Genomic DNA, 21,069 nt, shown 5'->3' on the forward strand with positions numbered 1-21,069 from the left:
GTCGGTCCGGTATGCAAACCGTCGTGCTCGCGGCCGGCGAAGGGACCCGAATGCGTCCGCTGACGGCGCGGACGCCGAAGCCGATGCTCCCGGTCGCCGGGACGCCGCTCGTGGAGCGCTGTCTGGAAGAGGCGATCGCGGCCGGCGCGACGAGCGCCGTCGTCGTCGTCGGCTACGAGGCCGACGTCGTCCGGGAAGCGATCGCCGCGCGCGACTGGCCGATACCGGTCGACACCGTCGAGCAGGCCGAACAGCGCGGCACCGCTGACGCCGTGCGGACGGCTCGCCCCGCGCTCGACGACGCCCCGTTCGTCGTGTTGAACGGCGACGTGCTCTACGACCGCGCCTCGCTCGCGGCGCTGTACGACGCCGACGCCGCGGTGGGCTCCTATCGCGTCGAGAACCCGTCGGCCTACGGCGTGTTACGCGTCGAGGACGGGCGAGTGCTGGAGGTGGTAGAGAAGCCCGACGACCCGCCCTCGGATCTCGTAAACACGGGCGCGTACGTCTTCCCGGCGGCGGCGCTGTCGTGGCTCGACGTGGACGAGAGCGACCGCGGCGAGCTCGAACTCACCGACGTTCTCCAGCGCGCCTGCGAGACGACCGACGTGCGGTCGATCCCCTTCGACCGCTGGCTGGACGTGGGGCGACCGTGGGAGCTGCTCGCGGCCAACGAGTGGACGCTCGCGGAGCTCGACCGCGAGGTCGGCGGCGAGGTGAGCGACGACGCCGAGCTCCGCGGCGATGTCGTCGTCGAGAACGGCGCGACGATCGAGCCGGGCGTCGTGATCGAGGGGCCGGCGTACGTAAGCGCCGGGAGTCACGTCGGGCCGAACGCCTACCTCAGAGGGGCGACCTACCTCGGTCCCGACACTCGGGTGGGCCACGGCGTCGAGGTGAAAAACAGCGTCGTGATGGCCGGCTCGGCGGTGCCACACCTCACCTATCTCGGCGACAGCGTGCTCGGAACCGACGTCAACCTCGGCGCGGGGACGACCGTCGCGAACCTCAGACACGACGGTGCGCCCGTCGAGCTCACGGTGAAGGGGGACCGCGTCAGTACGGGGCGACGGAAGTTCGGGATCGTCTGTGGCGATGGGGTCAAAACCGGAATCAACTGCACGATCAACGCGGGCGTGACCCTCTCGGCCGACGCCACGGTCGCGCCCGGCGAGACGGTGCTGCGGGATCGCTAGCCGACGCCGGCTACTGGCCGCCGTCGTCGCCCTCCGCGGGCTGTCCTTCCTGGAACTCTTGGAACTGGGCCGCGGAGACGAGCGCGCCGACGTCGTCGTTGTCGAGCGCCGCGATCACCGCGGCAGGGTCGCCGTCGACGAGGAGTGCGCCGACCTGATCGCTGCTGTCGACGACATCGAGCCCGTCAGTCTCGGCGGCGTACGACTCGACGGCGTCCACCGCGTCCCCCAAGGCCTCGATCTGGGCGGCCTGGAACTCGGCCTGTGCCTCCTCCTGGCTGATCTCCTCGTCTTCGAGCTGTTGTTGGATCTCCGCTTCGCGCTCGGCCATGCGCTCGTCGATGTCGACAGCGACGGTTGCGACTCCCGCCGATCCGTCCGTATCCGGTACCGGTTCGTCACCGTCGAGCGCGCTACAGCCGGCGATCGAGAGGGCGGTTCCGGTCGCTGCCGCGCCGAGAACCTGGCGTCGTGAGGCGTCTTTCATATCACCCGCTTCGGTTCCGGAGGTATGTGTCTTCCGTTGAAACGACGCGGGGGTCCTGTGGAGGGTGGACATCGAGTCGTGGACGCAGGGCTCGGCGATCAGTCGTTCGGGAAGGAGAGGGATGGCCGGGGTGGGCTCCGAACCCACGATCTCCGCATGTCCCAGGTCCGAGGCTCGGCGGAGCCACGGGAAGGACGCGGACGCTTCCAAGGCGTCACCGCACCGAATCTCCGAACCCTATGAGTGCGGCGCTATGTCCAGCTAAGCCACCCGGCCTCACCCTTTCGTACCGCGATGAGACCCTTTAACCTTCCCATCCGTCGGAACCGTGGCAGACGATGACAGGCCGAGATGATAACAGATCGAGACGATGACAGGCCGAGATGATAACAGATCGAGATGATGACAGGCCGGATCCAGTCGCGAGAACCGGACCCCGCGGATTTATGCCGGACGCCCCGGACGTTCGGCGTATGAGCCTTCCCGAACTACTGTCCGGGGCCGTCGGCGACGAGGAAGTCGTCGCCGAGGTCCCGCTCGGGGGAGACGATGTCCTCGCGGTCACGCCGACGCGAACGCTCGTGTACCGGGCGGACGGCCTCCTCTCCGACGAGTCGGTCGAGGAGTACGGTCACGACGCCGAGCGGATCGCGGTGTCGACCGGCCGACGCAAGTCGAAGATCGTTCTCGGCTACGGGCTCGACGGGGACGAAACGCTCTCGCTCCCGACGAAACGCGTCGATGACGCGCTCCACCCGATCCTCGCCGGCGTGCTGTCGGCGACGGGGGTCACGGAGCCCGGAGAGTCGGTCAGACGGACGTTCCGGTTCTCGGAGCTCACCCTCGTCGTCACCGACAGCCGGCTCGTGAAACACGTCGGCTCGGCGGTGTGGGACGAGGAGTTCGAGGAGTTCCCGTACGCGAACCTGACCGACCTCGACTTCGAGGAGGGGACCGTCGCCACCGCAGTCGTGCTCGCCCACGACGGTCGGTCGGAGCGGTTCAAAGCCCCCAACGAGTCCGCCCGTGCCGTCCGGGAGACCCTCGTCGACGCGGTGTGTGCGTTCCACGAGGTCGGTAGTTTGGAGGAGTTCCGAGTGACGGCGGCCGACGACGCTGACGACGCGGACGCGAGCGAGTCCGCGGGCACGACCGATTTCGGCGAGGGGCCGGATCCGCTGTCGGCCTCGCCGGTCGCCGACGCGGAGGCCAACGCAGAAGCCAACGCGGAGGCCGACGCGGGGACGAGCGCCGGAACCGAACCCGCCGTCGACCCGACAGTGGAGACGGATACTGGGACGAGCGCGGCCGCGGAGGCCAGCGCGACCGACGCAGCGGGTGCGGCCGGGACGGCAGAGCCGACCGGGACGAAAGAGACGGCGAACACCGCCGCGGGCGACACGGCTCGTGACGACCGGACCCGCTCGACGGGAGCCGAACCCGCCGCCGACACTCCCGGCGGGCAGTCGGCCGAAGCGTCGGGGAGAGCCGAGGAAGCGCCGGCCTCGGTCGGGTCGGACCCGCTCGAGGACGCGTTCGGCGGCGATCCGTCCGAGCCGGGGACAGGCTCCGACGCTGCCCCGGACGAACCGGACGCGTTCGAGGGGTCGCCCTTCGAGAGCGCCGGCGTCGAGGACGACGACCTCGCCGCGGAGGTCGCCTCCCTCCGACAGGCAGTGGAAGCACAGTCCGAGCGCCTCGACCGGCAGTCGGAGCTCATCGAGCGACTCATCGAGGAGCTCCGGCGCGGTCGCTGAGCGACCGCCTCCGATCAGTCGGCGTCGCGGCCGGTCACCTTCCGCACACACGAGGAGCCGAACGGCCCCAGCTCGCCGGCGTCCAGCCGGACGAAGTGCCCGGTCGTGATCGACGCGCCACACCGACGACACTCGAACTCCCCCTCGCGGGAGACCACCTGGCTGTCGTAGTCGACGTACGTCCCGCCCCGGTTGACTCGAAGCCGGGCGTTCTCCCGGTCGATGACCCCTCGCTTCTCGGCGGCGTCGAGTATCTCTCTGGTGAGCGAAGGGCTCGTCGTCACCGTCTCGATCCGGTCGATCGCGTCCGCGAGCGGGAGCTCGTCGTGTTCGAGGTTCGCCAGCAGCTCGACTCCGAGCTCGCGTTTCTCTTCCCGGCTCGCCGACCCACTCACGCTCGTCCGAACGGACGGGGGTCGTATAAATTCGGTCGACATCCCGCCGTCGTGACCGCGGACAGCAAGACAGTTACCGCGCGGCCGACTGGTGCGGATATGGACGTACTGGAGGTCGCCAACCGCGCGATCGCGACCGGGCCGGTGTGTGACGCCTGTCTGGGCCGGCTCGTCGCCGATCGGAGCTTCGGGCTGTCGAACGCCGATCGGGGGTCCGCGCTGCGGACCGCGCTCGCACTCCGCGACGACGTCGACTTCGAGCCGGTCGACACGGCGGACTGCTGGGTGTGTGAGGGGTACTGTGCCGCGTTCGACGCGTGGGCCGAGCGCGCCGTCGAGGCGGTTTCGGATGTCGAGTTCGCGACGTACAACGTCGGAACGCGTCCCCCGCCGCTGATCGAGGAGAACGAGACGCTACTGCGCGAGGAGGCGGGGGTCGCGTCGGACGCGGGCGAGCCGTTCAAATCCGAGTTCAACCGCGAGGTCGGCAAACGGTTCGGTCGGCTAACCGACGCGGAGGTCTCCTTCGACCGCCCGGACGTCCAGTTCACGATCGATCTCGGCGAGGACACGCTGGACACGAAAGTGAACTCGACGTTCGTGTACGGCCGCTATCGCAAGCTGGAGCGTGATATCCCGCAGACCGAGTGGCCCTGTCGGGAGTGTCACGGCTCGGGGGTGGCCGGCCACGAACCGTGTGACCACTGCGGCGGGTCGGGATACCTCTACGACGACAGCGTCGAGGAGTTCACCGCGCCGGTGATCGAGGACGTGCTGGACGGGACGGAGGCGACGTTCCACGGGGCGGGCCGCGAGGACGTCGACGCGCGGATGCTCGGCACCGGCCGACCGTTCGTGGTTGAGATCGCGGAGCCGCGTCGCCGCCGGGCCGACGTCGACCGGCTCCAGGCCGACATCAACGCGTTCGCCGACGGGGCCGTCGAGGTCGAGGGGCTCCGGCTGGCGACCTACGACATGGTCGAGCGGGTGAAGGAGCTCGACGCCTCGAAGCGCTACCGTGCGGAGGTCGCCTTCGACGACGACGTGAGCGAGTCGGACCTCGCGGACGCGATCGCGACGCTCGAAGGCGCGACCGTCGAGCAGTACACGCCGAACCGTGTCGACCATCGGCGAGCGAGCCTGACCCGCGAGCGTGACGTGTACGAAGCCGACGCCGAGCTCGTCGACCCGCGCCACGCTATCGTGGAGATCCACGGCGCTGGCGGATTGTATATAAAAGAGCTCGTGTCGAGCGACGAGGGCCGGACGGAGCCGAGCCTCGCGGGACTCCTCGGGGTTGGTGCGACGGTCACCGCCCTCGACGTACTCGCGGTCGAGGGCGAATCGGAGCCGTTCGAGCGGGAGGCGTTCTTCCGGGACTGACCGGACGGGTCCGCGCTTCGAGAGGTGAAGCGAATGAACAGTGTGGCGGAGCGACCGTATATAAGTGATCGAGCGATGTCGATGTTAACCGTATACGCTCTTGTGAAGCAGATTGTTGATATTGCTCGCTTCAGAAGAATCGGAACAGAAACCAGTCGCTTGAGCGCCTGAAGTCTGGAATCTCATTCAATTACGAAGAGCGTGAAACCGCAAGAAGACTCTACATCAACAATGTACTACGCAAGAGCGAAACATCAACCTCTTTCACGAAGCCGGTGACCCTGTACAAGTGGATGAGATCGAAATATCCGTTACAGCAGAGTGTGCAGACGGAACAAAATTTGGCCGGCTGATCAATTTACCATCAGACGAAGCGCGACTGACCGATAACAACATCGACGATGACCGAGAGAGCTTCTTCGATGAGTCATTCCCTGGCCTCGATTCGGATTCTGCACTGCATAGAGATGGACCCAACCCGTTTGGCCCTGGTGATAAGATACAGTTCAGAATCACCAGCGGGGATTGTGATCTGCAGGCAGGGAGTTCAGTCATGGTGCAGGTCATTCATATCCCGTCGGAGACCATCATCGTCGAGGAAACGCTGATCGCTTCCTGAATAGCGCCGCCACAGGAGGTCCGAACCCGTGGTAGCGAGTTCGGTAGTGGAGGAGGACCAGAACAGAGAATCGGGTGCCGATACTACTGACCCCTGATAGCGATTACGCCCGCTTCCGTGATCGTATACACGTCCCCGAACGCGACTGCCGGCGCGCCAGCCAGCGCGAGGTCCTCGTGCCAGCGGAGGGTACCGCTTGCACGGTCGAAAATGGCAAGCCCGCCGGGACCGCCGAGTACGACTGCGTCGTTTGCGACGATCGGCGGAAAGACGTGCTGCTGGTCACCGACGAACGCTTCGAGCGGTCTATCGACCTCCGAACTCCACTGTCGCGTTCCGTCGGGACCGTCGAGGGCGACGAGGACGTCGGTTTCGTGGGGAGCGTACACCGTCCCCTCCCCGTCGACGGCGACGCCGGACCGGAACCCCCGGTCGTCGGTCCGCCAGCGGAGTTCACCGTCTGCGATGTCGACACCGATCGTCTCACCGCCGGCGACGACGACAGCGGTTCCGTCCCACAGAGCGGGTGCGCGCCGGGGTGGCTGGCCGGGGAGTTCGATCTCCCAGTCGACGTTCCAGCGCTCGTCGTATCCGACGAGCAGACCGTCGGGTGTGTCACCGACCCGGAGGGCCTGCACTGCGCCATCGGATCCGACTGCCAGCCCCGCGGTCGATCCAGACTCCCGAGCGCGTTCGGTGTCGATCGTCTCTCCTCCCTCCGGATCGATCCGCGCTACCGCGGTCGTGGTGTACAGCTCCGACCGATCACCGATCAGTTCGTCGCCGACCCAGAGGCCGGTATCCTGGGCCCAGACCGGGTTACCGTCGTCGATTCGCCACAGCCGGTAGCTGGTGTGAACGAACGTGTCCCCGTCGGCAACGACGGGCGTCGGCGTCCGGTCGTACTCGCCGTCGCGAGCGTCGGTGAGGTCGTCGAGCGTCCACCGCAGTCCAGGATCCGTCCGATCGACAGCTACCGGCGCGAACTCGGGGTCGGCCGCAGTCGCGTACACTGCGTCGGTGGTGGGGACGACGCCCGGTGTAGACCGCGCGAGCCGCGGGTGATCCGGTGGTGTTGCTATCGGGTCGTCCCAGCCCCAGAGCCGTTCGACCTCGAACGACTCGGACAGGGTCGTGTCTGCCCGCCCCGTCGCGGCGACGTCGCCGCGGTACGTCGTCCATCCGCTGGTCTGGTCGCTGCTGCCGGAATCCGATCCCGGTTCGCTATCGCCTTCTCCACTCTCAAAACGACTGAGACAGCCAGCGAGAGCGAACGGAGCGCAAGCCAAAATGGTTCGTCGGATTGGCATAGTTTCAGTTCAGCAGGTCGATCCACCGTCGTTGAATCCGATCGAGTGCGTTTCCTGGTAGGTGTCGGGATCGTTCGGGTCGATATCGACCCACTCTCCGGTCGCAATGACGTGCCCGACAGGTTGGATCGGCGGACTGTGCGGCGGGTTCACGCAGTCGGTCCGGTCGACGTCGGCGGCAGACACCGGATCCAGGTGCGCGGTGAACTCCTGTGTGTGATCACTCTCGATTTCGACGACCCACTTGCCGTAGTTGGCCCACGGGTCGCTCTCGTCGAGTGTCTGTACGTCGGCCTGTTCGTAGTATCCCCCACCGGACGCAGTGATTCCGGGCGGCCACGAGATGTTTACCCCGACCTCCCAAGACTCTCCGTGTGTTCCAATGAGCTTGCTCTTCGGGTATCGGTCGCCGTTGCTCATGTCCGCGTTGGATGCCCAGTCGTGTTCCACTTCGAGCCCGACGTTCCGGATCGTATCGTCTGGTGCCGTGAGCCCGCCCCCACCCATTTCAGCGAAGGAAACGAACCCGTACGCGTCGTTCTCTTCCGAGTCGGAGTGCTTCCGGTGGCAGGTCGCATTGAGATAGAGGTTTCCGGTCGAACTAACGTGGTCCTCTTCGACATCGTCGATCGTGACCCAGTCGTCGAAGTCCCCAGTAGTCGTCGTATCGACGTCACCCATCGCCCCCACTCCCGAGGCACCGCCAGTTTGCCGATCGATATGGTCGTCGGCGCGGTCGTGGACGTGTTCGATGCGGCGACTCCGTCCGGATCGATCCGAACGTTCGTGATAGTAACCAAAGTACTCCCGGGGAGCCCCATCCAGGACGAGGTTGTACGCCACGATATCCTCGCGGTTCGTTTCGGGCAGTGCAAACGCCGGGGAATCGACGGCTGCGTCGAGTAGCTCTCCGTGGCGATTGACGAAAGCCTGCCGGGCATCGGCGATCTGTTCGAACGGGATTGTCGATTCCGACCTCATACGCACGACTGGGGTTCCGTTCTCGTGGGTGAACGGGTCTTCATCTTCCCGGCTCTCGCCGGCCGCAACGCCGGAGAGTACGGTCGCGCCGCCCAGTCCGAGTAGTCCCAGTGCAGTTCTCCGGGTGAGTCTGCTGTCGGACATGACAGTGAGAAACCACAAATTAGGATTTATATATCTTACGCTCTTGTGTAGCACATTGTTGATTTCACAGCGTCGCTTTGATGGCGTGTTTGAGCGCGCTTCGTCCCGGTTTTCTGTATACGCTCTTGCGTAGTACATTGTTGATGTAGAGTCTTCTTGCGGTTTCACGCTCTTCGTAATTGAATGGGATTCCAGACTTCAGGCGCTCAAGCGACTGGTTTCTGTTCCGATTCTTCTGAAGCGAGCAATATCAACAATCTGCTTCACAAGAGCGTAACCGTATATAAGTGATCGAGCGATGTCGGTGTCGGCTATTTATAAGTAGACGAGCGGTGTTGGTGTCGGCTGTTGATCCGTGAGTGACGACCTCGGCGCGAACGCCACCGACGGCCCACCCGTCCGCTCGGCGGCGTTCAGTCGCCGCCGAGGATGACTCGGTGTGTCATCGCTTCGGGGTCGAGCACCTCGTCGGCCTCCGCCTCCGTGAGGTATCCCTCCTCGACGGCGACCTGTCGAACTGTCTTCCCCTCGTCGAGCGCCTGCTTGGCCACCTTCGAGGCCTTGTCGTAGCCGATCGCGGGGTTCAGCGCGGTCGCCAGCGCCATCGCTTCCTCGACGCGTTCCGCACAGTGCTCCTCGTTGGCCTCCAGCTTCCCGACGAAGCGCTCGCCGAACGTCTCGGCGGCGTTCGCCAACAGCTCGGCCGACTGGAGGAAGTTGTACGCGAGCACCGGTTTATATAGGTTCAGGTCGAGCTCGCCGCGCGCCGCCCCGGCCGAGACCGCGGCGTCGTTGCCGACGACCTGCTTGTGGACCTGGTTCACGGACTCGGCGACGACCGGGTTGATCTTCCCCGGCATGATCGAGGAGCCGGGCTGGTTTTCGGGCTGTTCGATCTCGCCGAGGCCGTTTCGAGGGCCCGACGCGAGCAGCCGGAGATCGTTGGCGATCTTGTTGAGGCTGCCAGCGACTGTGCGGAGCGCGCCGTGCGCCTCTCCCATGGCGTCGTGGGCGGCCTGCGCCTCGAAGTGGTTGTCCGCTTCGCGGAACGTCGTCCCCGTCTCGTCGGAGATGTACTCCGCGGCGAGCTCGGGGAACTCGGGATGGGTGTTGAGGCCGGTCCCGACCGCCGTCCCTCCGAGCGCGAGCTCGCGGAGGCTCGACCGGACGCCCGCCACGCGGTCGATCCCCTTCGCGACCTGCGTTCGGTAGCCGCCGAACTCCTGGCCGAGCCGGACCGGCGTCGCATCCTGGAGATGGGTGCGGCCGGTCTTGACGACGCCGTCGAACGCCGCCTCCTTTGCCTCGAGCTCGGCGTGGAGGGTTTCGAGGGCGGGTATGAGGTCTTTCTCGACGGCTTCGAGAGCGGCGACGTGCATCGCCGTCGGGATCACGTCGTTCGACGACTGGCCGTAGTTGACGTGGTCGTTGGGGTGGACGACCCGGTCGCCGATCTCCGCGCCGGCGATCTCGGCCGCGCGGTTCGCGATCACTTCGTTGGCGTTCATGTTGGAGGAGGTTCCCGACCCCGTCTGGAACACGTCGACCGGGAACTGGTCGTCGTGCTCGCCGGCGATCACTTCGTCGGCGGCGGCGGCGATGGCGTCCGCGGTGTCCGCCTCGAGGAGGCCCAGGTCGCGGTTCGCCTGCGCCGCCGCCTTCTTCACCACGCCGAGCGCGCGAACGAACCGCCGTCCGAACGTGATCCCCGAGATGGGGAAGTTCTCGACGGCTCGCTGGGTCTGTGCGCCCCAGTACGCGTCGGCCGGTACCTGCATCTCGCCGAGGCTGTCCTCCTCCGTGCGGTAGTCCTCGCCCATGCGCGCTCGTTCTCCGGAGACGTGGTAAAGTCTACTGGATGGCGGCGGACGACGGGACGCGGACCGTAGTCACCGGATCTGGGAACCGACGTCGACCCTACCAGACGAACCGACGTCGACCCTACCAGACGAACCGACGTCGACCCTACCAGACGAACCGACGTCGACCCTACCAGACGAACCGACGTCGACCCCAACCGACGGACCGAAGTCGACGCCGGTCGAATCCCCCGTATGGAGATCGAGTGTCGGTTCTTCGGACCGTTCCGCGAGGCGGTCGACGGAAATCGGGTCGTACTCGACATCGACGCCGACACCTACGGCGAGCTCTTGGCCCTGCTGGAGGACCGCTATCCGGAACTCGCCGGTCGCCTGGTCGATGGCGATGGGGGGTTCGCCGGGAGCACCGTTGTGACGCGGAACGGGACGGACCTCAGACACCTCGACGGCCTCGATACCCCGGTCCAGGAGGGCGACGTGGTCCGTACGATCCCGTCCGTCTACGGCGGCTGTACCGCGGGGCGAACCTGAAGGGCCGTTCGACGCCGAGCCGCCCCCGCCGCATCGCTTTTGACGACACCCGTCGAAGATGAGGTATGCGCGCCCTCGTCTACCTCGTCGTCGGTATCGTCGGACTGCTCGAGACGCTCCTGCCCGGCGTCTTCGTGGACGCGTTCACCCGCGCCGCGTACCGTGACACGGCGGCGGTGAAGCCACGCTCGTGGTTCCGGACCGTCGTTCGGATCGAGGGTGCGATCCTCGTCCTCTTCGGCCTGATCGGACTGTTCCGAACCGCTCGGAGCGCCCGCGCGACGAACGCCGACGCGGCACGCGACGACGCCGCGACCCCCGACACCGCGAGCGTCGACGCCGCGACCCGCTGAATCGCTGAGTTCCCGGTCGTTCGAGACTCGGTGGGTCGACCCCTCGCTCCCGCGGGTCGACCTCTCACCCCCGCGGATCCGACCCGAGTCACCCGAAACTATATTTCAGGTCCGTCGGACATCTCCGTCATGCACGCGCCCGCTGACGGAGACGGTGTGGACTCCGAATCGCGGATACGGGTCCTCCACGTCGACGACGACGAGGCGTTCGGGGATCTCGTCTCGACGTATCTCGAACGGATCGACGACGCGTTCGAGGTCCGCTCGGAGCCTGACGGTGAGACGGCGTTGGCGGCGCTCGACTCGACGACGTTCGACTGCGTCGTCAGCGATTACGACATGCCGGGGGTGAGCGGCCTCGAGCTTCTCGATCGGATCCGGGAGCGCGACTCGGAGCTCCCGTTCGTCCTGTTCACCGGAAAGGGGAGCGAGGAGATCGCCAGCGACGCGATCGCGGCCGGTGCCACGGATTACCTCCAGAAGGCGGGCGGTGCGGATCAGTACACCGTGCTCGCGAACCGCGTCCGCAACGCGGTCGACCAGTACCGCTCGAAGCGCGCGCTTGCGGCGAGCCAGGAACGCCTCTCACGGTTCATCGAACAGTCCCCGCTCGGAACTATCGAGTACGACGAGGGGTTCCGGATCGTCCGAGCGAACCCCGCGGCCGAGGAGATACTCGGTTACGACGCCGAGACGCTCGTCGAGGGGACGTGGATGCCGTTCGTCCCGACGGACCAACGACGCGCCGTCGCGGCGATCGAGCGGGAGCTCCTCGCGAACCGCGGCGGCTACCGCAGCGTCAACGAGAACGTCACGGCGGACGGGGACCGGATCCTGTGCGCGTGGCACAATCAGGTGGTGACGGACGACGACGGCGAGGTGATACGCGTGTTCTCACAGTTCGAGGACATCACGGACCGCGAGCGACGGAAGCGCGCGGTCGAGCGGACGAACGCGGTGTTGTCGTCCGTGTTCGACACCCTCCCCCATGGGGTGCTCGTCGAGGACGCCGACAGGTACGTGCTGGCGGCCAACGACCGGCTACTCGACCTGTTCGATGTGGACGCCGCGTCTACCGACGTCACCGGGACTGACTGTGTGGCGTTCGCCCGCGAGGTGAGCGACCGGTTCAGGGACTCCGACGCGTTCCTCGCGGGTATCGATCGGGTCATCGACGCGGCCGAGCCCGTCCGGGGTGAGCGGCTCCCGCTCGCGGATGAGGGGGCGCTCCTTCGGTCCTACCGACCGATCGACCTCCCCGAGGGGCGTGGCCACCTGTGGTTGTATCAGGACGCGGACAGGCAGGCGTAACGGGCTCAGTCGTCGTCCCCGGGTCGTGGCTCGTGTCGACCGCTTTCGCCGGTCCGGAGCACGTGGCACGCGCGACACCGCGCCTCGTAGGACTCCTCCGCACCGACGAGGATCGTGGGATCGTCGACGTGAGCGGGCTCGCCCTCGATGAGCCGTTGGTTCCGCGTCGCGGGCTCGCCACACTGCGAGCAGATGGCCCGGAGCTTGTCGACGTACTCGGCGGTCGCCATCAGCTCCGGGACGGGCTCGAACGGCTCGCCGCGGAACGTCTGGTCGAGGCCGGAGACGATCACTCGCACCCCGCGGTTCGCGAGCGTATCACAGACATCGACGAGCGCCGGCGAGAAGAAGTTGGCCTCGTCGATGGCGACGACCTCAGCATCCGGAGCCGTATCGAGGATCTCGCGGGGACCGTCTCCCTCGTTGTCGATCACAGTCGCCTCCCACTGGCGACCGTTGTGGCTTCCGATCGTCGTCTCGCCGTATCGGTCGTCGACCGCGGGTTTATAAACAGCGACGGACTGACCGGCGATCTCCGAGCGGCGGAGCCGCCGCAGGAGCTCCTCGGTCTTCCCGGAGAACATCGACCCGGTGATGACCTCAATCCACCCGGTTCGGGTGATCGCGTGCATGCGATAACGGGCACCTGCCAGCGACTAAACGGTTTCTCTCCCGCCGTCGGCGCGCTCGGTTCTCACCCGGTGACGGGCGTCCAGTTCCCCCCGGTGACGGACAGCCAGTTTTCCCCAGCGACGGGCGTCCGTCTCGGAGGTAGCGTCCGCCGGGTCGTCCCCGTCCACACGCGCCGTTACGCCCCGGCGAGGAGCGCGTCGGCGCCCGCGACGAGGGCCACGGCGACGACGACGTACGTCACCGCACAGACGGCCCAATCACGCCGAACCGGGGCCAGTCGTTGTCGCGGCAGCCCGACCGCCCGCGGCAGGGGGACGAGCGCGAAGAACCCGACCATCAGCGCGGTCATGACGACGCCGCCGACGGCGAGCGTGACGAGCGACCCGACCCCGAGCCTGCCGACCGCGGCGACGAGCCCTACGAACAGGAGCCCGGAGCCCACGCCGGCGACGTAGTGGACCCACGACGCCAGCCGCTCCGGGGCCTCGTCGACCGGCGTGTCGGTGAGGACGCTCGCCGCGACTCGCGGCGCGGTGTCGCCTTCGGGGAGGCGGGGCATGACGCGGTCCATCGCCAGCGTCGCGACCAGCCCAACGACTGGGCCGACGATCAGTCCAGTGAGCAACGGGAACTCGACCATCGTCGCCGGATACGGCCCGCCCCGGTTTTACCCCGTCGGTCGCTCCCCTCAGTCGTGGTCGATCCGCTCGCCGCCGATGACGACCGACTCGACGTCGGAGGCTCCGGCCCGCCTGACGACGGCCCGGACGAGGTCCTGTGCGCCCGCGAGGTTGTCGGAGTCGCCGTCGAGCACGAGGAGGTCGGCGTCGGCCCCCGTCGCGACCACGCCGCGGTTCGCGCCCGCGATCCGGGCACCGTTCACCGTCGCCATACGCAGGACCTCGCGAGCGGGGAGATCGGACAGCTTCGCCGCGAACTCCATCTCGCGGAACATCGACGGCGAGTCGAGCATCACGTTGTCGGTCCCGAGCGCAACCGTCGTCCGCTCGGCAAGCTCGGCGATCGGCGGCACGCCGACGTTCGTCACGAGGTTCGACCGTGGGCAGACGACGACCGGCGTCTCCCGATCCGCGAGCCGGTCCATGTGGTGTGACTCGGCGTGGACCATGTGGACGAGGAACTCCGGGTCCAGATCCATCGCGGCGTCAACGTCGTCGGCGTCGCGCTCCCCCGCGTGGATCCCGAACAGTTTGCCCGCCTCACGGGTCGCGTTCCGCACCGACTCGAACGCGCCGTCGCGCGCGCCGGACGCGCCGTACCCGTCCGCGAGCGGCAACACGTCGGGGTCATCGCGGCCGAGGACGACCGCCCGGATCGCCCGGTCGCCTAGCTCGACACCCTCGCCCGCGAGCGCGTCTCGGATCGCCCGGACTCCGTCGACACCTCCCTCGCGAAACTCGATGAACGTCCCCGTTCCGGTCGACTCCATGTACCGGAGCGACCGCGCCATCGCCGCCACCTTCTCCTCGTGGCTCGCGGCCCGCAACAGCCGGTGTTTCAACCCGTCCGGCGGCGCGACGAGCTCGTCGAGCGAGAGCCCCGCGCCCGCCTCCTTCGCGATCGAGTCGCCGATGTGTGTGTGGGCGTTGACGAACGCCGGAAGGACGACCGCGTTGCTGTCGGTCGTCGTCTCCTCGATCCGGACGATCTCGCCGTCCGCGACGACGACCCGCCCCTCGACCGGGTCGAACTCCGTCCCGACGAGTATCGTCCCCTCGATGTGCATACGCCAGCGTCGTCGGTCACGGGTTAAAAGGTCACGGAGCGGATCGGTGCGGTCGCCGAATCGGTCGGCAGAACGGATCGAATCGGTCGGCAGAACGGATCGAATCGGTCGGCAGAACGAATTGAAGCGGTCGGCAGAACGGATCGGCGCAGTCGTCGGCGCGGGCGCTCGGCCGGCCCGTGCCGGCGGTCGCCTCACTCGAACTCGTCGAGCGTCGTCGGCATCGCCTTCCGGACCTCACTCACCAGCGTGTCGGGGTCGAGCCCGAGCACGTCGGCGGCGGCCCGTCCAACCCGGTCCGTGGCGGCCGCGGGCGCGTACACCCCCAAACGCCACTGGTTTCGCTGGGCGGTCCGGAGCGCGGACACCAGCGGCGACTGCCGTTCCAACCGTCGCACTTCCCCGTTGACCGTCACCCGCGCGGTCGACTCCCGCATCGACGGCTCGGGGGGGACATCGAGGACGACGTGTTCGCGGTCGATCCCCGCCGCCGCCGCGATCTCCCGTTCGAGCGCCGTCCGTGTCTCGTGGTCCGCCTCGCGGACCCGTTCGGGGACGTCGTCGTACTCGGCCCAAACGGCCCGTTTGTAGAGGTCGCGCTCGTCGTAGCGACGGGATATCTCGGCGGTCGCCGGGCAGCCGCGCAGCGCCGCGAGGAAGTCGTGGTCGTCCATTCGGCGGAGCGCCGCCGCGGTCGTCGCCGTCGCGTCGAGGAGCTCGGCAGCGCCGCGCCGCAACATCGCCTTCGAGATCCGGGCGACGGGGTGGGTGTACACGACGGGGTTCATCAGCGCCCGCGCCAACAGCAGGCTCTCGGCGGTCTGGACGTTCCCCTCGTCGAGGACCAGCGCCGGACCGTTGGCGTCGTCGTCGCTGTTCGAGGCATCCGCGCTGTCGACGTCCTCGACGAACGCCAGCTCCCGGACGAACCGCCCGGTGTCGATGGTGCCGTATGGCACGCCCGTGTGGTAGGCGTCGCGCACGAGGTAATCCATCCGGTCCACGTCGAGCTCCCCCGAGACGAGCTGGCCGTACGTCCCCTCGCCGGCGACGATGTCGGCGATCCGCGCCGGGTCGAGGTCGTGCTCGCGGAGCACGTCGCCGACGTCGCCGGTCGCCAACAGCTCGTCGACATCGTCGTGGTACTTCCCGGTCCGTCGGTGGGTGAGCGCCTCCAGGTTGTGGCTGAACGGGCCGTGGCCGACGTCGTGGAGCATCGCGGCGGCTTCGATTCGGTCCGCGTGTTTCCCCTCGATCCCCAGGTGGTCGAGCGCCTGCCGGGCGAGGTGGTAGACGCCGAGGCTGTGCTCGAAGCGGGTGTGGTTCGCCGACGGGTACACCAGCTGGACAGTTCCGAGCTGTTTGACGTGGCGGAGCCGCTGGACGGCCGGCGTGTCGAGGAGGGCCGCGGCGACACCGTCGATCTCGATGTGATCGTGAACGGTGTCCTTGACCGTGATCATGCCGGCCGTTCGTCGCCATCACTTAAAAACGCCGTCGTCGGGCTTGCCCACCCTTCGAGCGGTTCCTGCCTGCCGCTCATCCCCGACCCGCCGCTCACCCCCGACCCGCCCGGCACTCGCTTGGTCCCCCTCGCTCGGGCCCCGGTCCGCGGTCGGTCCGCATCGTCGAACACCACCATGCCGCAGTCGACACGGTTTATATCCCGGGTGATCGATCATCGGGTATGTACGACGTACTTGTCGCCATCGACGACGACGAAACCCGGGCAGTCGCGCAGGCGCGAGCGATCGCCGACCTGCCGGGCGCGGACGGCGGCATCACCGCACACCTCAGTCACGTGTTCACCGACAACCCCGAGGGCGCGTCGGTCAACCAGCTCTCGGCGGTCAGGCGCGCACGCGAGACGCTGAAGGACGCCGGCGTCGAGTGTGTCCACTACGAGGCGAGCGGCGAGCCGGGTCCCGAGATCGTCGCCGCGGCCGAGGAGATCGACGCCGATTCGATCTGCGTGTCCGGACGCAAACGGAGTCCGACCGGGAAGGCCGTCTTCGGAAGCGTCACGCAGGAAGTGATCCTCTCCAGCGACCGGCCGGTCCTGACGGTTCCGCGCCCCGAGAGCGAGTAGTCCCACCGGCGAACGAGGGCGACGCGATCAGCCTACGTCGGCCGTCCGAGCGACCGGATACCAAGCACGTCGGTGGCCGCGTCGCGGACGTCCTCGACGTGTTCTTCGGGACAGTACACCCCGAGCGTCCAGCGGCGGCGCTCCGCGGCGCGAAGCCCGGACACGAGCTCCGAGGCGTCCTCCAACCGCTGGGGCACGCCGTCGACGACGACGGTCGAGGCCGACTCCTTGAGCCCGGGCCGGGACGGGACGTCGACGATCACCGACGCGCGGTCGATCCCGACGCGGTCGGCGATCTCGCGCTCGGCCGCGAGCTCCTCGGCGTGTTCCGCGTCGACGGTGCCGGCGGGGACGTCCCCGAGGCCGACCCAGACCGCGCGCTTGTACAGGTCACGGCGTTCGATCCGCTCGCCGAGCTCGGGAACCACGTCGCGGACCGCAACGAGTAGGTCGTGGTCGGCCAGCCGGCGGAAGGCCTCGACACCGGTGTCGGTGCGGTCGAGATAGCGTTCGCACGCGCGTTCGAGCATCGCGCCCGCGACTCGGGAGACGTGGTGCCGGTAGACGACGGCGTTCATCAGCGACCGGGCCACGAGCAGGCTCTCGGCGGTCGCGACGTTCCCCTCGGCGAGGACGAGCGCCGCGTCGTCGGCCCCTCGCTCTCGCCCGTCGTCGACGAGGCGGAGCTCGTTCACCAGCCGGCCGGTGTCGACGGTGCCGTAGGGGACGCCGGTGTGGTGAGCGTCGCGGACGAGGTAGTCCATCCGGTCCACGTCGAGCTCCCCCGAGACGAGCTGCCCGACACCCCCATCGCCGGCGACCAAGGCCGCGACGCGCTCGGGATCGAGCCCGTGCCGTTCGAGGACCGTACACAGCTCCCGATCGGCGTCGGTCAACAACCACTCCACCTCGTCGTGGTCCTTGCCGGTCCGCCGTCGAATGATCCCCTCGGTCTGGTGGCCGTAGGGGCCGTGACCCACGTCGTGAAGCAGGGCGGCCGCACGGACATGTGCGGCCGTCTCGTCGTCCAGTCCGAGGCCGTCGAGCGCCTGCCGGGCGAGGTGGTAGACGCCGAGGCTGTGCTCGAAGCGCGTGTGGTTCGCCGACGGGTAGACGAGCCGAACGGTCGACAGCTGCTTGATGTGGCGCAGCCGCTGGAACGCCGGTGTGTCGATCAGATCGACCGCGGCCGGACCGAGCCGGACGTGTCCGTGGACGCTGTCCTTGATCGCCGTCATCGACGGATCGCCGCCATTATCGAGGGATCGATCCCGGTAGGATTGGTCGTTTCGACTCGGGTCGTGTGGCCCCTCGGACGGTCGTCTCTCGGCGAACGTCGGCCGTCCGTCCACAACGCGGGCGAGTCACTCCTCCACAACGCGGGCGGGTCACTCGTCCACGAGCGCGACATCGAGGCGCTCTTCGACCGCGCGGACGACGGAGCCGCCGACGTTCGCCGTCGCGGCCCGTCCGTCCTCGATCGCGTGGAGGTCGTCCTCGGCGACGCCGAGCTCGTCGGCCAGCTCCTCGACGGTGAGACCGGCGTCCTGCCGAGCGTCCCTCGCGGCGTCCCCGTAGCCGGAGACCAGGTAGGGGAGCCGGTCGTCCTCGTAGCTCGTCCCTTCCTCCTCCCAGTGGCTCGAGTCCCCGGTTGCGGCGTCGTACACCCGCGCCTGTTTGTTCGCGATCTCCTGTGACCGGTTCCCCGTCCCCTCCGCGGGGTCGGAGCTGTCGCTCGATCCGCCGGCACCGCCCGCGCTCCCGCCGCCGCTTCCCCCGCCACGCCCCCTGCCGGTGGTTCGGGTCGCGTCGTCGTGGGGGCGACAGTTCGAGCAGACGAGGAGCTGCGCGCCGGCGACGTTCGCCCGCTGCAGGTTCGTCGTCTCGCGTCCGCAGAGCTCACAGGCGTCGCCGTCATCGCCACCGCCACCGCCGCCCGTCGAATACTTCGGCATATCGGGGGTAGTATCGCCGCGGCGATAAAAGGTGGCGGGTGACGCGCTCGGTGAGTCAGTAGGTCTAACCCGGACGGGTCCGTAGGTTCGGAAAACCGATGGGCGATCCTACCGCCGTGCTCGTCGTCAGCGCCGACGACGCGTACCTCGACGAGTTCGTGACGGCGCTCGAGGGACGCGAGCGGATACGCGTCCTCACCGCGAGCTCCGTCGACGCGGCGGTCGCGACGCTCGCCGCCCACGGCGTGAGCGACGGGGACTCGAACGGGATCGACTGTGTCGTCAGCGACTACGACCTCCCGGATTCGAACGGCGTGCGCTTCCTTCAGGTCGTCCGCGCGGCCGCGCCGACGCTCCCGTTCGTCCTGTTCACCACCGACGGCACCGAAGAGATCGCCAGCGACGCGATCGCCGCCGACGTCACCGACTATCTGATCAAAGAACGGTTCGGCAACCAGTGGGACCGGCTGGCGTCGCTGGTACGCGACGCGGTCGCGTACCGACGGGGTCGCGAGGACCTGGTCGACCGGACGACACGGACCGAGGCGGTGTTGAACGCGATCCCCGACGGCGTCATCGTCGCTATCGACGACCTGGTCGTGTTCGCGAACGAGAACGCCCGGACGCTCCTCGACCCCGAGGGGGAGCGAGCAGTCCCCAGGGCGTTCGGCGACCGCGGGAGCCCGGTGTCCGAGTGGCTTCGCCCGCGGGAGACCGGTTCGATCGAGGCGGTCGTCGAACGCATCCGCGCAGGCGATCGGGCGTTCGACGAGGTCACCCTCGACCTGTTCTCGCCGGACCGCGGCTACGTCCCCGTCGACGTGACCGTCGCACGCGCCGACTGGCGGGACGAGGGGGCGATCGTGTACGTCTTCGCCGACGTCTCGGACCGACAGCGGCTGGAGCACGAGCTCGCCGTCAAGAGCCGGGCGATGGACGACGCGCCGATCGGCATCACCCTGGCGGACGCCGATGCCGATGACCTGCCGCTCGTGTACGCGAACGACCGGTTCGAGGAGCTGACCGGCTACGACCGATCGACGATACTCGGCCATAACTGTCGGTTCCTCCAGGGCGAGGACACCGCGGAGGAGCCCGTCCAAGCGATTCGTGAGGCGATCGCCGCACGCGAGTCGGTGACCGTCGAGCTCCGCAACTACCGCGCGGACGGAAGCGAGTTCTGGAACCGACTCACGGTCGCCCCGATCCACGACGAGAACGACGAAGTCACCCATTTCGTCGGGTTTCAGGAGGACGTCACGGCGTGGGTCGACGCCCGACACGACCGTCGTCGGCTCGAACGGGCGGTCGAGGCGGCGGGCCAAGCGATCTTCACCACGACCGCCGACGGGACGGTCACGTACGCCAACCCCGCGTTCGAGGAGATAACCGGCCACGACGCGGACGAGGTCATCGGTGAAACCCCGCGAATACTCCAGTCCGGCCGACACAACGAGGCGTACTACGCGCGGATGTGGGAGACGGTGCTAAGCGGCGAAACGTGGACGGAGGAGGTCGTCAACAGCCACGCGAACGGGGGGACGTATCACGCGATTCAGACGATCACCCCGGTGTTTGACGGCGACGGTTCGGTCGAGGAACTCGTCGCGATCCAAACCGACGTCACGGTACAGAAGGAGCACGAACGCCACCTCGCCACGCTGGATCGGGTGCTCAGACACGACCTTCGGAACCGGCTCAACGTCGTGATGGGCCACACTGAGGCGATCCAAGGGGCGGCGGTCGACGACTCTACAGCCGAACATGCGGACGCGATCTCGGAGGCGATCGACGATCTGCTCGCCATCGCGGACCGCGGGCGCGAGATCAACCGGATGTTGTTGGAGCGCCCGCAACGCGTCGCGGTCGAGATCGTGCCGACCCTCCGAGCGGCGCTGGGGGAGGCCCGCGAGTCGCACCCGGACGCCACGCTCGACTTCCGGGTCGACTGCCCGACCGACACCGAAGCGATCGCGACCGAAAACGTTTCGGACGCGATCACGGAGACCGTCGAGTTTCTGCTCGGCCACGCGGAATCGAGTACGCCCCACGTCGACGTCACGGTCACGACCACCACCGACCGGGTCACGATCCGGATCGCCGACGCCGAGAACCCGATCCCCGAGACGGACCGGGACATCCTCCTCGACACCGAGGATATCGACGCGCTCAACCACGGCACCGGGCTCGACCTCTGGTTCGTCTACTGGGTCGTTCGCCGCTCGAACGGCTCGCTCTCTTTTTCCGACATCGACGAGTCGGGGAATGCCATCGTGATCGAGCTGCCTCGCTGAGACGCGCCCGGCGGAGCACCCCGCAAAAGATCACGGGAGCCGTCCGTCCACGGCCGAGACCGAG

General features: G+C 67.8%; 20 protein-coding genes and 1 tRNA gene. 9 read left to right on the plus strand and 12 right to left on the minus strand.

The features are described from left to right. Positions 1 to 11: 11 nt before the first annotated feature. Positions 12 to 1,196 (plus strand): bifunctional sugar-1-phosphate nucleotidylyltransferase/acetyltransferase, encoded by a 1,185-nt coding sequence (glmU, locus tag ACZ5TV_RS01170; protein ID WP_464384024.1) that lies wholly within the window; start codon positions 12 to 14, stop codon positions 1,194 to 1,196. Between the two features lie 10 nt (positions 1,197 to 1,206). Here the strand turns inward: glmU and ACZ5TV_RS01175 are convergent, their stop codons facing one another. Both ACZ5TV_RS01175 and ACZ5TV_RS01180 read right to left on the minus strand, forming a co-directional pair. Then, positions 1,207 to 1,683 carry an efflux RND transporter periplasmic adaptor subunit gene (locus ACZ5TV_RS01175; protein WP_379783218.1) on the minus strand — a complete coding sequence of 159 codons (477 nt, stop codon included), beginning with the start codon at positions 1,681 to 1,683 and terminating at the stop codon, positions 1,207 to 1,209. A 122-nt stretch (positions 1,684 to 1,805) separates the two neighbouring features. Continuing rightward, positions 1,806 to 1,959, minus strand: a tRNA-Met gene (locus ACZ5TV_RS01180). 197 nt (positions 1,960 to 2,156) lie between these two features. On the opposite strand from ACZ5TV_RS01180, the gene ACZ5TV_RS01185 reads away from it, so the two are divergent. Continuing rightward, positions 2,157 to 3,440 (plus strand): DUF7115 domain-containing protein, encoded by a 1,284-nt coding sequence (locus tag ACZ5TV_RS01185; RefSeq protein ID WP_464384025.1) that lies wholly within the window; start codon positions 2,157 to 2,159, stop codon positions 3,438 to 3,440. A gap of 14 nt (positions 3,441 to 3,454) precedes the next feature. Here ACZ5TV_RS01185 and ACZ5TV_RS01190 read toward each other — a convergent pair whose 3' ends face one another. Then, on the minus strand, positions 3,455 to 3,877 hold the full coding sequence (locus ACZ5TV_RS01190; protein ID WP_379781135.1) for a DUF5830 family protein: 423 nt from the start codon (positions 3,875 to 3,877) through the stop codon (positions 3,455 to 3,457). Between the two features lie 57 nt (positions 3,878 to 3,934). On the opposite strand from ACZ5TV_RS01190, the gene ACZ5TV_RS01195 reads away from it, so the two are divergent. Further along, a complete protein-coding gene (locus ACZ5TV_RS01195) occupies positions 3,935 to 5,218 on the plus strand; it encodes a tRNA pseudouridine(54/55) synthase Pus10 (RefSeq protein ID WP_379781137.1) in 1,284 nt (427 codons plus the stop codon). 289 nt (positions 5,219 to 5,507) lie between these two features. Next, positions 5,508 to 5,837 carry a hypothetical protein gene (locus ACZ5TV_RS01200; RefSeq protein ID WP_379781139.1) on the plus strand — a complete coding sequence of 110 codons (330 nt, stop codon included), beginning with the start codon at positions 5,508 to 5,510 and terminating at the stop codon, positions 5,835 to 5,837. Positions 5,838 to 5,920: 83 nt separating this feature from the next. Here the strand turns inward: ACZ5TV_RS01200 and ACZ5TV_RS01205 are convergent, their stop codons facing one another. The 3 genes from ACZ5TV_RS01205 to ACZ5TV_RS01215 form a co-directional block, all read right to left on the minus strand. Beyond that, the gene (locus ACZ5TV_RS01205) at positions 5,921 to 7,126 is read right to left on the minus strand and encodes an outer membrane protein assembly factor BamB family protein (protein ID WP_379781140.1); all 1,206 of its coding nucleotides are present in this window, start codon (positions 7,124 to 7,126) and stop codon (positions 5,921 to 5,923) included. A 30-nt stretch (positions 7,127 to 7,156) separates the two neighbouring features. Further along, positions 7,157 to 8,272 carry a hypothetical protein gene (locus tag ACZ5TV_RS01210; protein WP_379781142.1) on the minus strand — a complete coding sequence of 372 codons (1,116 nt, stop codon included), beginning with the start codon at positions 8,270 to 8,272 and terminating at the stop codon, positions 7,157 to 7,159. 413 nt (positions 8,273 to 8,685) lie between these two features. Continuing rightward, complete coding sequence (locus ACZ5TV_RS01215) at positions 8,686 to 10,092, minus strand: class II fumarate hydratase (protein ID WP_379781144.1); 1,407 nt, start codon at positions 10,090 to 10,092, stop codon at positions 8,686 to 8,688. A 234-nt stretch (positions 10,093 to 10,326) separates the two neighbouring features. Here ACZ5TV_RS01215 and ACZ5TV_RS01220 point away from each other — a divergent pair, with 234 nt between their 5' ends. From ACZ5TV_RS01220 to ACZ5TV_RS01230, 3 genes are all read left to right on the plus strand, one after another. Next, positions 10,327 to 10,623: a ubiquitin-like small modifier protein 1 gene (locus ACZ5TV_RS01220; protein ID WP_379781146.1), complete on the plus strand. Its 297-nt coding sequence runs from the start codon at positions 10,327 to 10,329 to the stop codon at positions 10,621 to 10,623. Between the two features lie 65 nt (positions 10,624 to 10,688). After that, complete coding sequence (locus ACZ5TV_RS01225) at positions 10,689 to 10,976, plus strand: hypothetical protein (protein ID WP_379781148.1); 288 nt, start codon at positions 10,689 to 10,691, stop codon at positions 10,974 to 10,976. A gap of 129 nt (positions 10,977 to 11,105) precedes the next feature. Continuing rightward, complete coding sequence (locus ACZ5TV_RS01230; RefSeq protein WP_379781150.1) at positions 11,106 to 12,287, plus strand: hybrid sensor histidine kinase/response regulator; 1,182 nt, start codon at positions 11,106 to 11,108, stop codon at positions 12,285 to 12,287. Positions 12,288 to 12,292: 5 nt separating this feature from the next. Here the strand turns inward: ACZ5TV_RS01230 and ACZ5TV_RS01235 are convergent, their stop codons facing one another. The 4 genes from ACZ5TV_RS01235 to ACZ5TV_RS01250 form a co-directional block, all read right to left on the minus strand. Then, the gene (locus ACZ5TV_RS01235) at positions 12,293 to 12,919 is read right to left on the minus strand and encodes a thymidine kinase (protein ID WP_379781152.1); all 627 of its coding nucleotides are present in this window, start codon (positions 12,917 to 12,919) and stop codon (positions 12,293 to 12,295) included. Positions 12,920 to 13,095: 176 nt separating this feature from the next. After that, positions 13,096 to 13,560, minus strand: a complete 465-nt coding sequence (locus tag ACZ5TV_RS01240) for a hypothetical protein (protein ID WP_464384026.1) — start codon at positions 13,558 to 13,560, stop codon at positions 13,096 to 13,098. Between the two features lie 48 nt (positions 13,561 to 13,608). Further along, on the minus strand, positions 13,609 to 14,667 hold the full coding sequence (locus tag ACZ5TV_RS01245; RefSeq protein ID WP_379783696.1) for an amidohydrolase family protein: 1,059 nt from the start codon (positions 14,665 to 14,667) through the stop codon (positions 13,609 to 13,611). Between the two features lie 194 nt (positions 14,668 to 14,861). Beyond that, positions 14,862 to 16,130: an HD domain-containing protein gene (locus ACZ5TV_RS01250; protein WP_464384027.1), complete on the minus strand. Its 1,269-nt coding sequence runs from the start codon at positions 16,128 to 16,130 to the stop codon at positions 14,862 to 14,864. 224 nt (positions 16,131 to 16,354) lie between these two features. Here ACZ5TV_RS01250 and ACZ5TV_RS01255 point away from each other — a divergent pair, with 224 nt between their 5' ends. Further along, positions 16,355 to 16,756: a universal stress protein gene (locus ACZ5TV_RS01255; RefSeq protein WP_379783442.1), complete on the plus strand. Its 402-nt coding sequence runs from the start codon at positions 16,355 to 16,357 to the stop codon at positions 16,754 to 16,756. Between the two features lie 32 nt (positions 16,757 to 16,788). Here the strand turns inward: ACZ5TV_RS01255 and ACZ5TV_RS01260 are convergent, their stop codons facing one another. Beyond that, positions 16,789 to 17,994 (minus strand): HD domain-containing protein, encoded by a 1,206-nt coding sequence (locus tag ACZ5TV_RS01260; protein ID WP_464384028.1) that lies wholly within the window; start codon positions 17,992 to 17,994, stop codon positions 16,789 to 16,791. Between the two features lie 150 nt (positions 17,995 to 18,144). Then, complete coding sequence (locus ACZ5TV_RS01265) at positions 18,145 to 18,711, minus strand: helix-turn-helix domain-containing protein (RefSeq protein ID WP_464384029.1); 567 nt, start codon at positions 18,709 to 18,711, stop codon at positions 18,145 to 18,147. 98 nt (positions 18,712 to 18,809) lie between these two features. Here ACZ5TV_RS01265 and ACZ5TV_RS01270 point away from each other — a divergent pair, with 98 nt between their 5' ends. Next, positions 18,810 to 21,005 (plus strand): PAS domain-containing protein, encoded by a 2,196-nt coding sequence (locus ACZ5TV_RS01270; RefSeq protein WP_379780810.1) that lies wholly within the window; start codon positions 18,810 to 18,812, stop codon positions 21,003 to 21,005. Positions 21,006 to 21,069: the final 64 nt, after the last annotated feature.

This window comes from Halorubrum tibetense (assembly GCF_055396225.1).

Excerpts from the sequence above, each read along its gene's own strand:
- ACZ5TV_RS01250 (WP_464384027.1), bottom strand. The coding sequence starts at position 16,130 with ATGATCACGGTCAAGGACACCGTTCACGATCACATCGAGATCGACGGT.
- ACZ5TV_RS01240 (WP_464384026.1), bottom strand. The coding sequence starts at position 13,560 with ATGGTCGAGTTCCCGTTGCTCACTGGACTGATCGTCGGCCCAGTCGTT.
- ACZ5TV_RS01255 (WP_379783442.1), top strand. The coding sequence starts at position 16,355 with ATGTACGACGTACTTGTCGCCATCGACGACGACGAAACCCGGGCAGTC.
- ACZ5TV_RS01270 (WP_379780810.1), top strand. The coding sequence starts at position 18,810 with ATGGGCGATCCTACCGCCGTGCTCGTCGTCAGCGCCGACGACGCGTAC.
- ACZ5TV_RS01230 (WP_379781150.1), top strand. The coding sequence starts at position 11,106 with ATGCACGCGCCCGCTGACGGAGACGGTGTGGACTCCGAATCGCGGATA.
- ACZ5TV_RS01210 (WP_379781142.1), bottom strand. The coding sequence starts at position 8,272 with ATGTCCGACAGCAGACTCACCCGGAGAACTGCACTGGGACTACTCGGA.
- ACZ5TV_RS01220 (WP_379781146.1), top strand. The coding sequence starts at position 10,327 with ATGGAGATCGAGTGTCGGTTCTTCGGACCGTTCCGCGAGGCGGTCGAC.
- ACZ5TV_RS01195 (WP_379781137.1), top strand. The coding sequence starts at position 3,935 with ATGGACGTACTGGAGGTCGCCAACCGCGCGATCGCGACCGGGCCGGTG.
- ACZ5TV_RS01190 (WP_379781135.1), bottom strand. The coding sequence starts at position 3,877 with ATGTCGACCGAATTTATACGACCCCCGTCCGTTCGGACGAGCGTGAGT.
- glmU (WP_464384024.1), top strand. The coding sequence starts at position 12 with ATGCAAACCGTCGTGCTCGCGGCCGGCGAAGGGACCCGAATGCGTCCG.
- ACZ5TV_RS01215 (WP_379781144.1), bottom strand. The coding sequence starts at position 10,092 with ATGGGCGAGGACTACCGCACGGAGGAGGACAGCCTCGGCGAGATGCAG.
- ACZ5TV_RS01245 (WP_379783696.1), bottom strand. The coding sequence starts at position 14,667 with ATGCACATCGAGGGGACGATACTCGTCGGGACGGAGTTCGACCCGGTC.
- ACZ5TV_RS01235 (WP_379781152.1), bottom strand. The coding sequence starts at position 12,919 with ATGCACGCGATCACCCGAACCGGGTGGATTGAGGTCATCACCGGGTCG.
- ACZ5TV_RS01185 (WP_464384025.1), top strand. The coding sequence starts at position 2,157 with ATGAGCCTTCCCGAACTACTGTCCGGGGCCGTCGGCGACGAGGAAGTC.
- ACZ5TV_RS01175 (WP_379783218.1), bottom strand. The coding sequence starts at position 1,683 with ATGAAAGACGCCTCACGACGCCAGGTTCTCGGCGCGGCAGCGACCGGA.
- ACZ5TV_RS01225 (WP_379781148.1), top strand. The coding sequence starts at position 10,689 with ATGCGCGCCCTCGTCTACCTCGTCGTCGGTATCGTCGGACTGCTCGAG.
- ACZ5TV_RS01265 (WP_464384029.1), bottom strand. The coding sequence starts at position 18,711 with ATGCCGAAGTATTCGACGGGCGGCGGTGGCGGTGGCGATGACGGCGAC.
- ACZ5TV_RS01260 (WP_464384028.1), bottom strand. The coding sequence starts at position 17,994 with ATGACGGCGATCAAGGACAGCGTCCACGGACACGTCCGGCTCGGTCCG.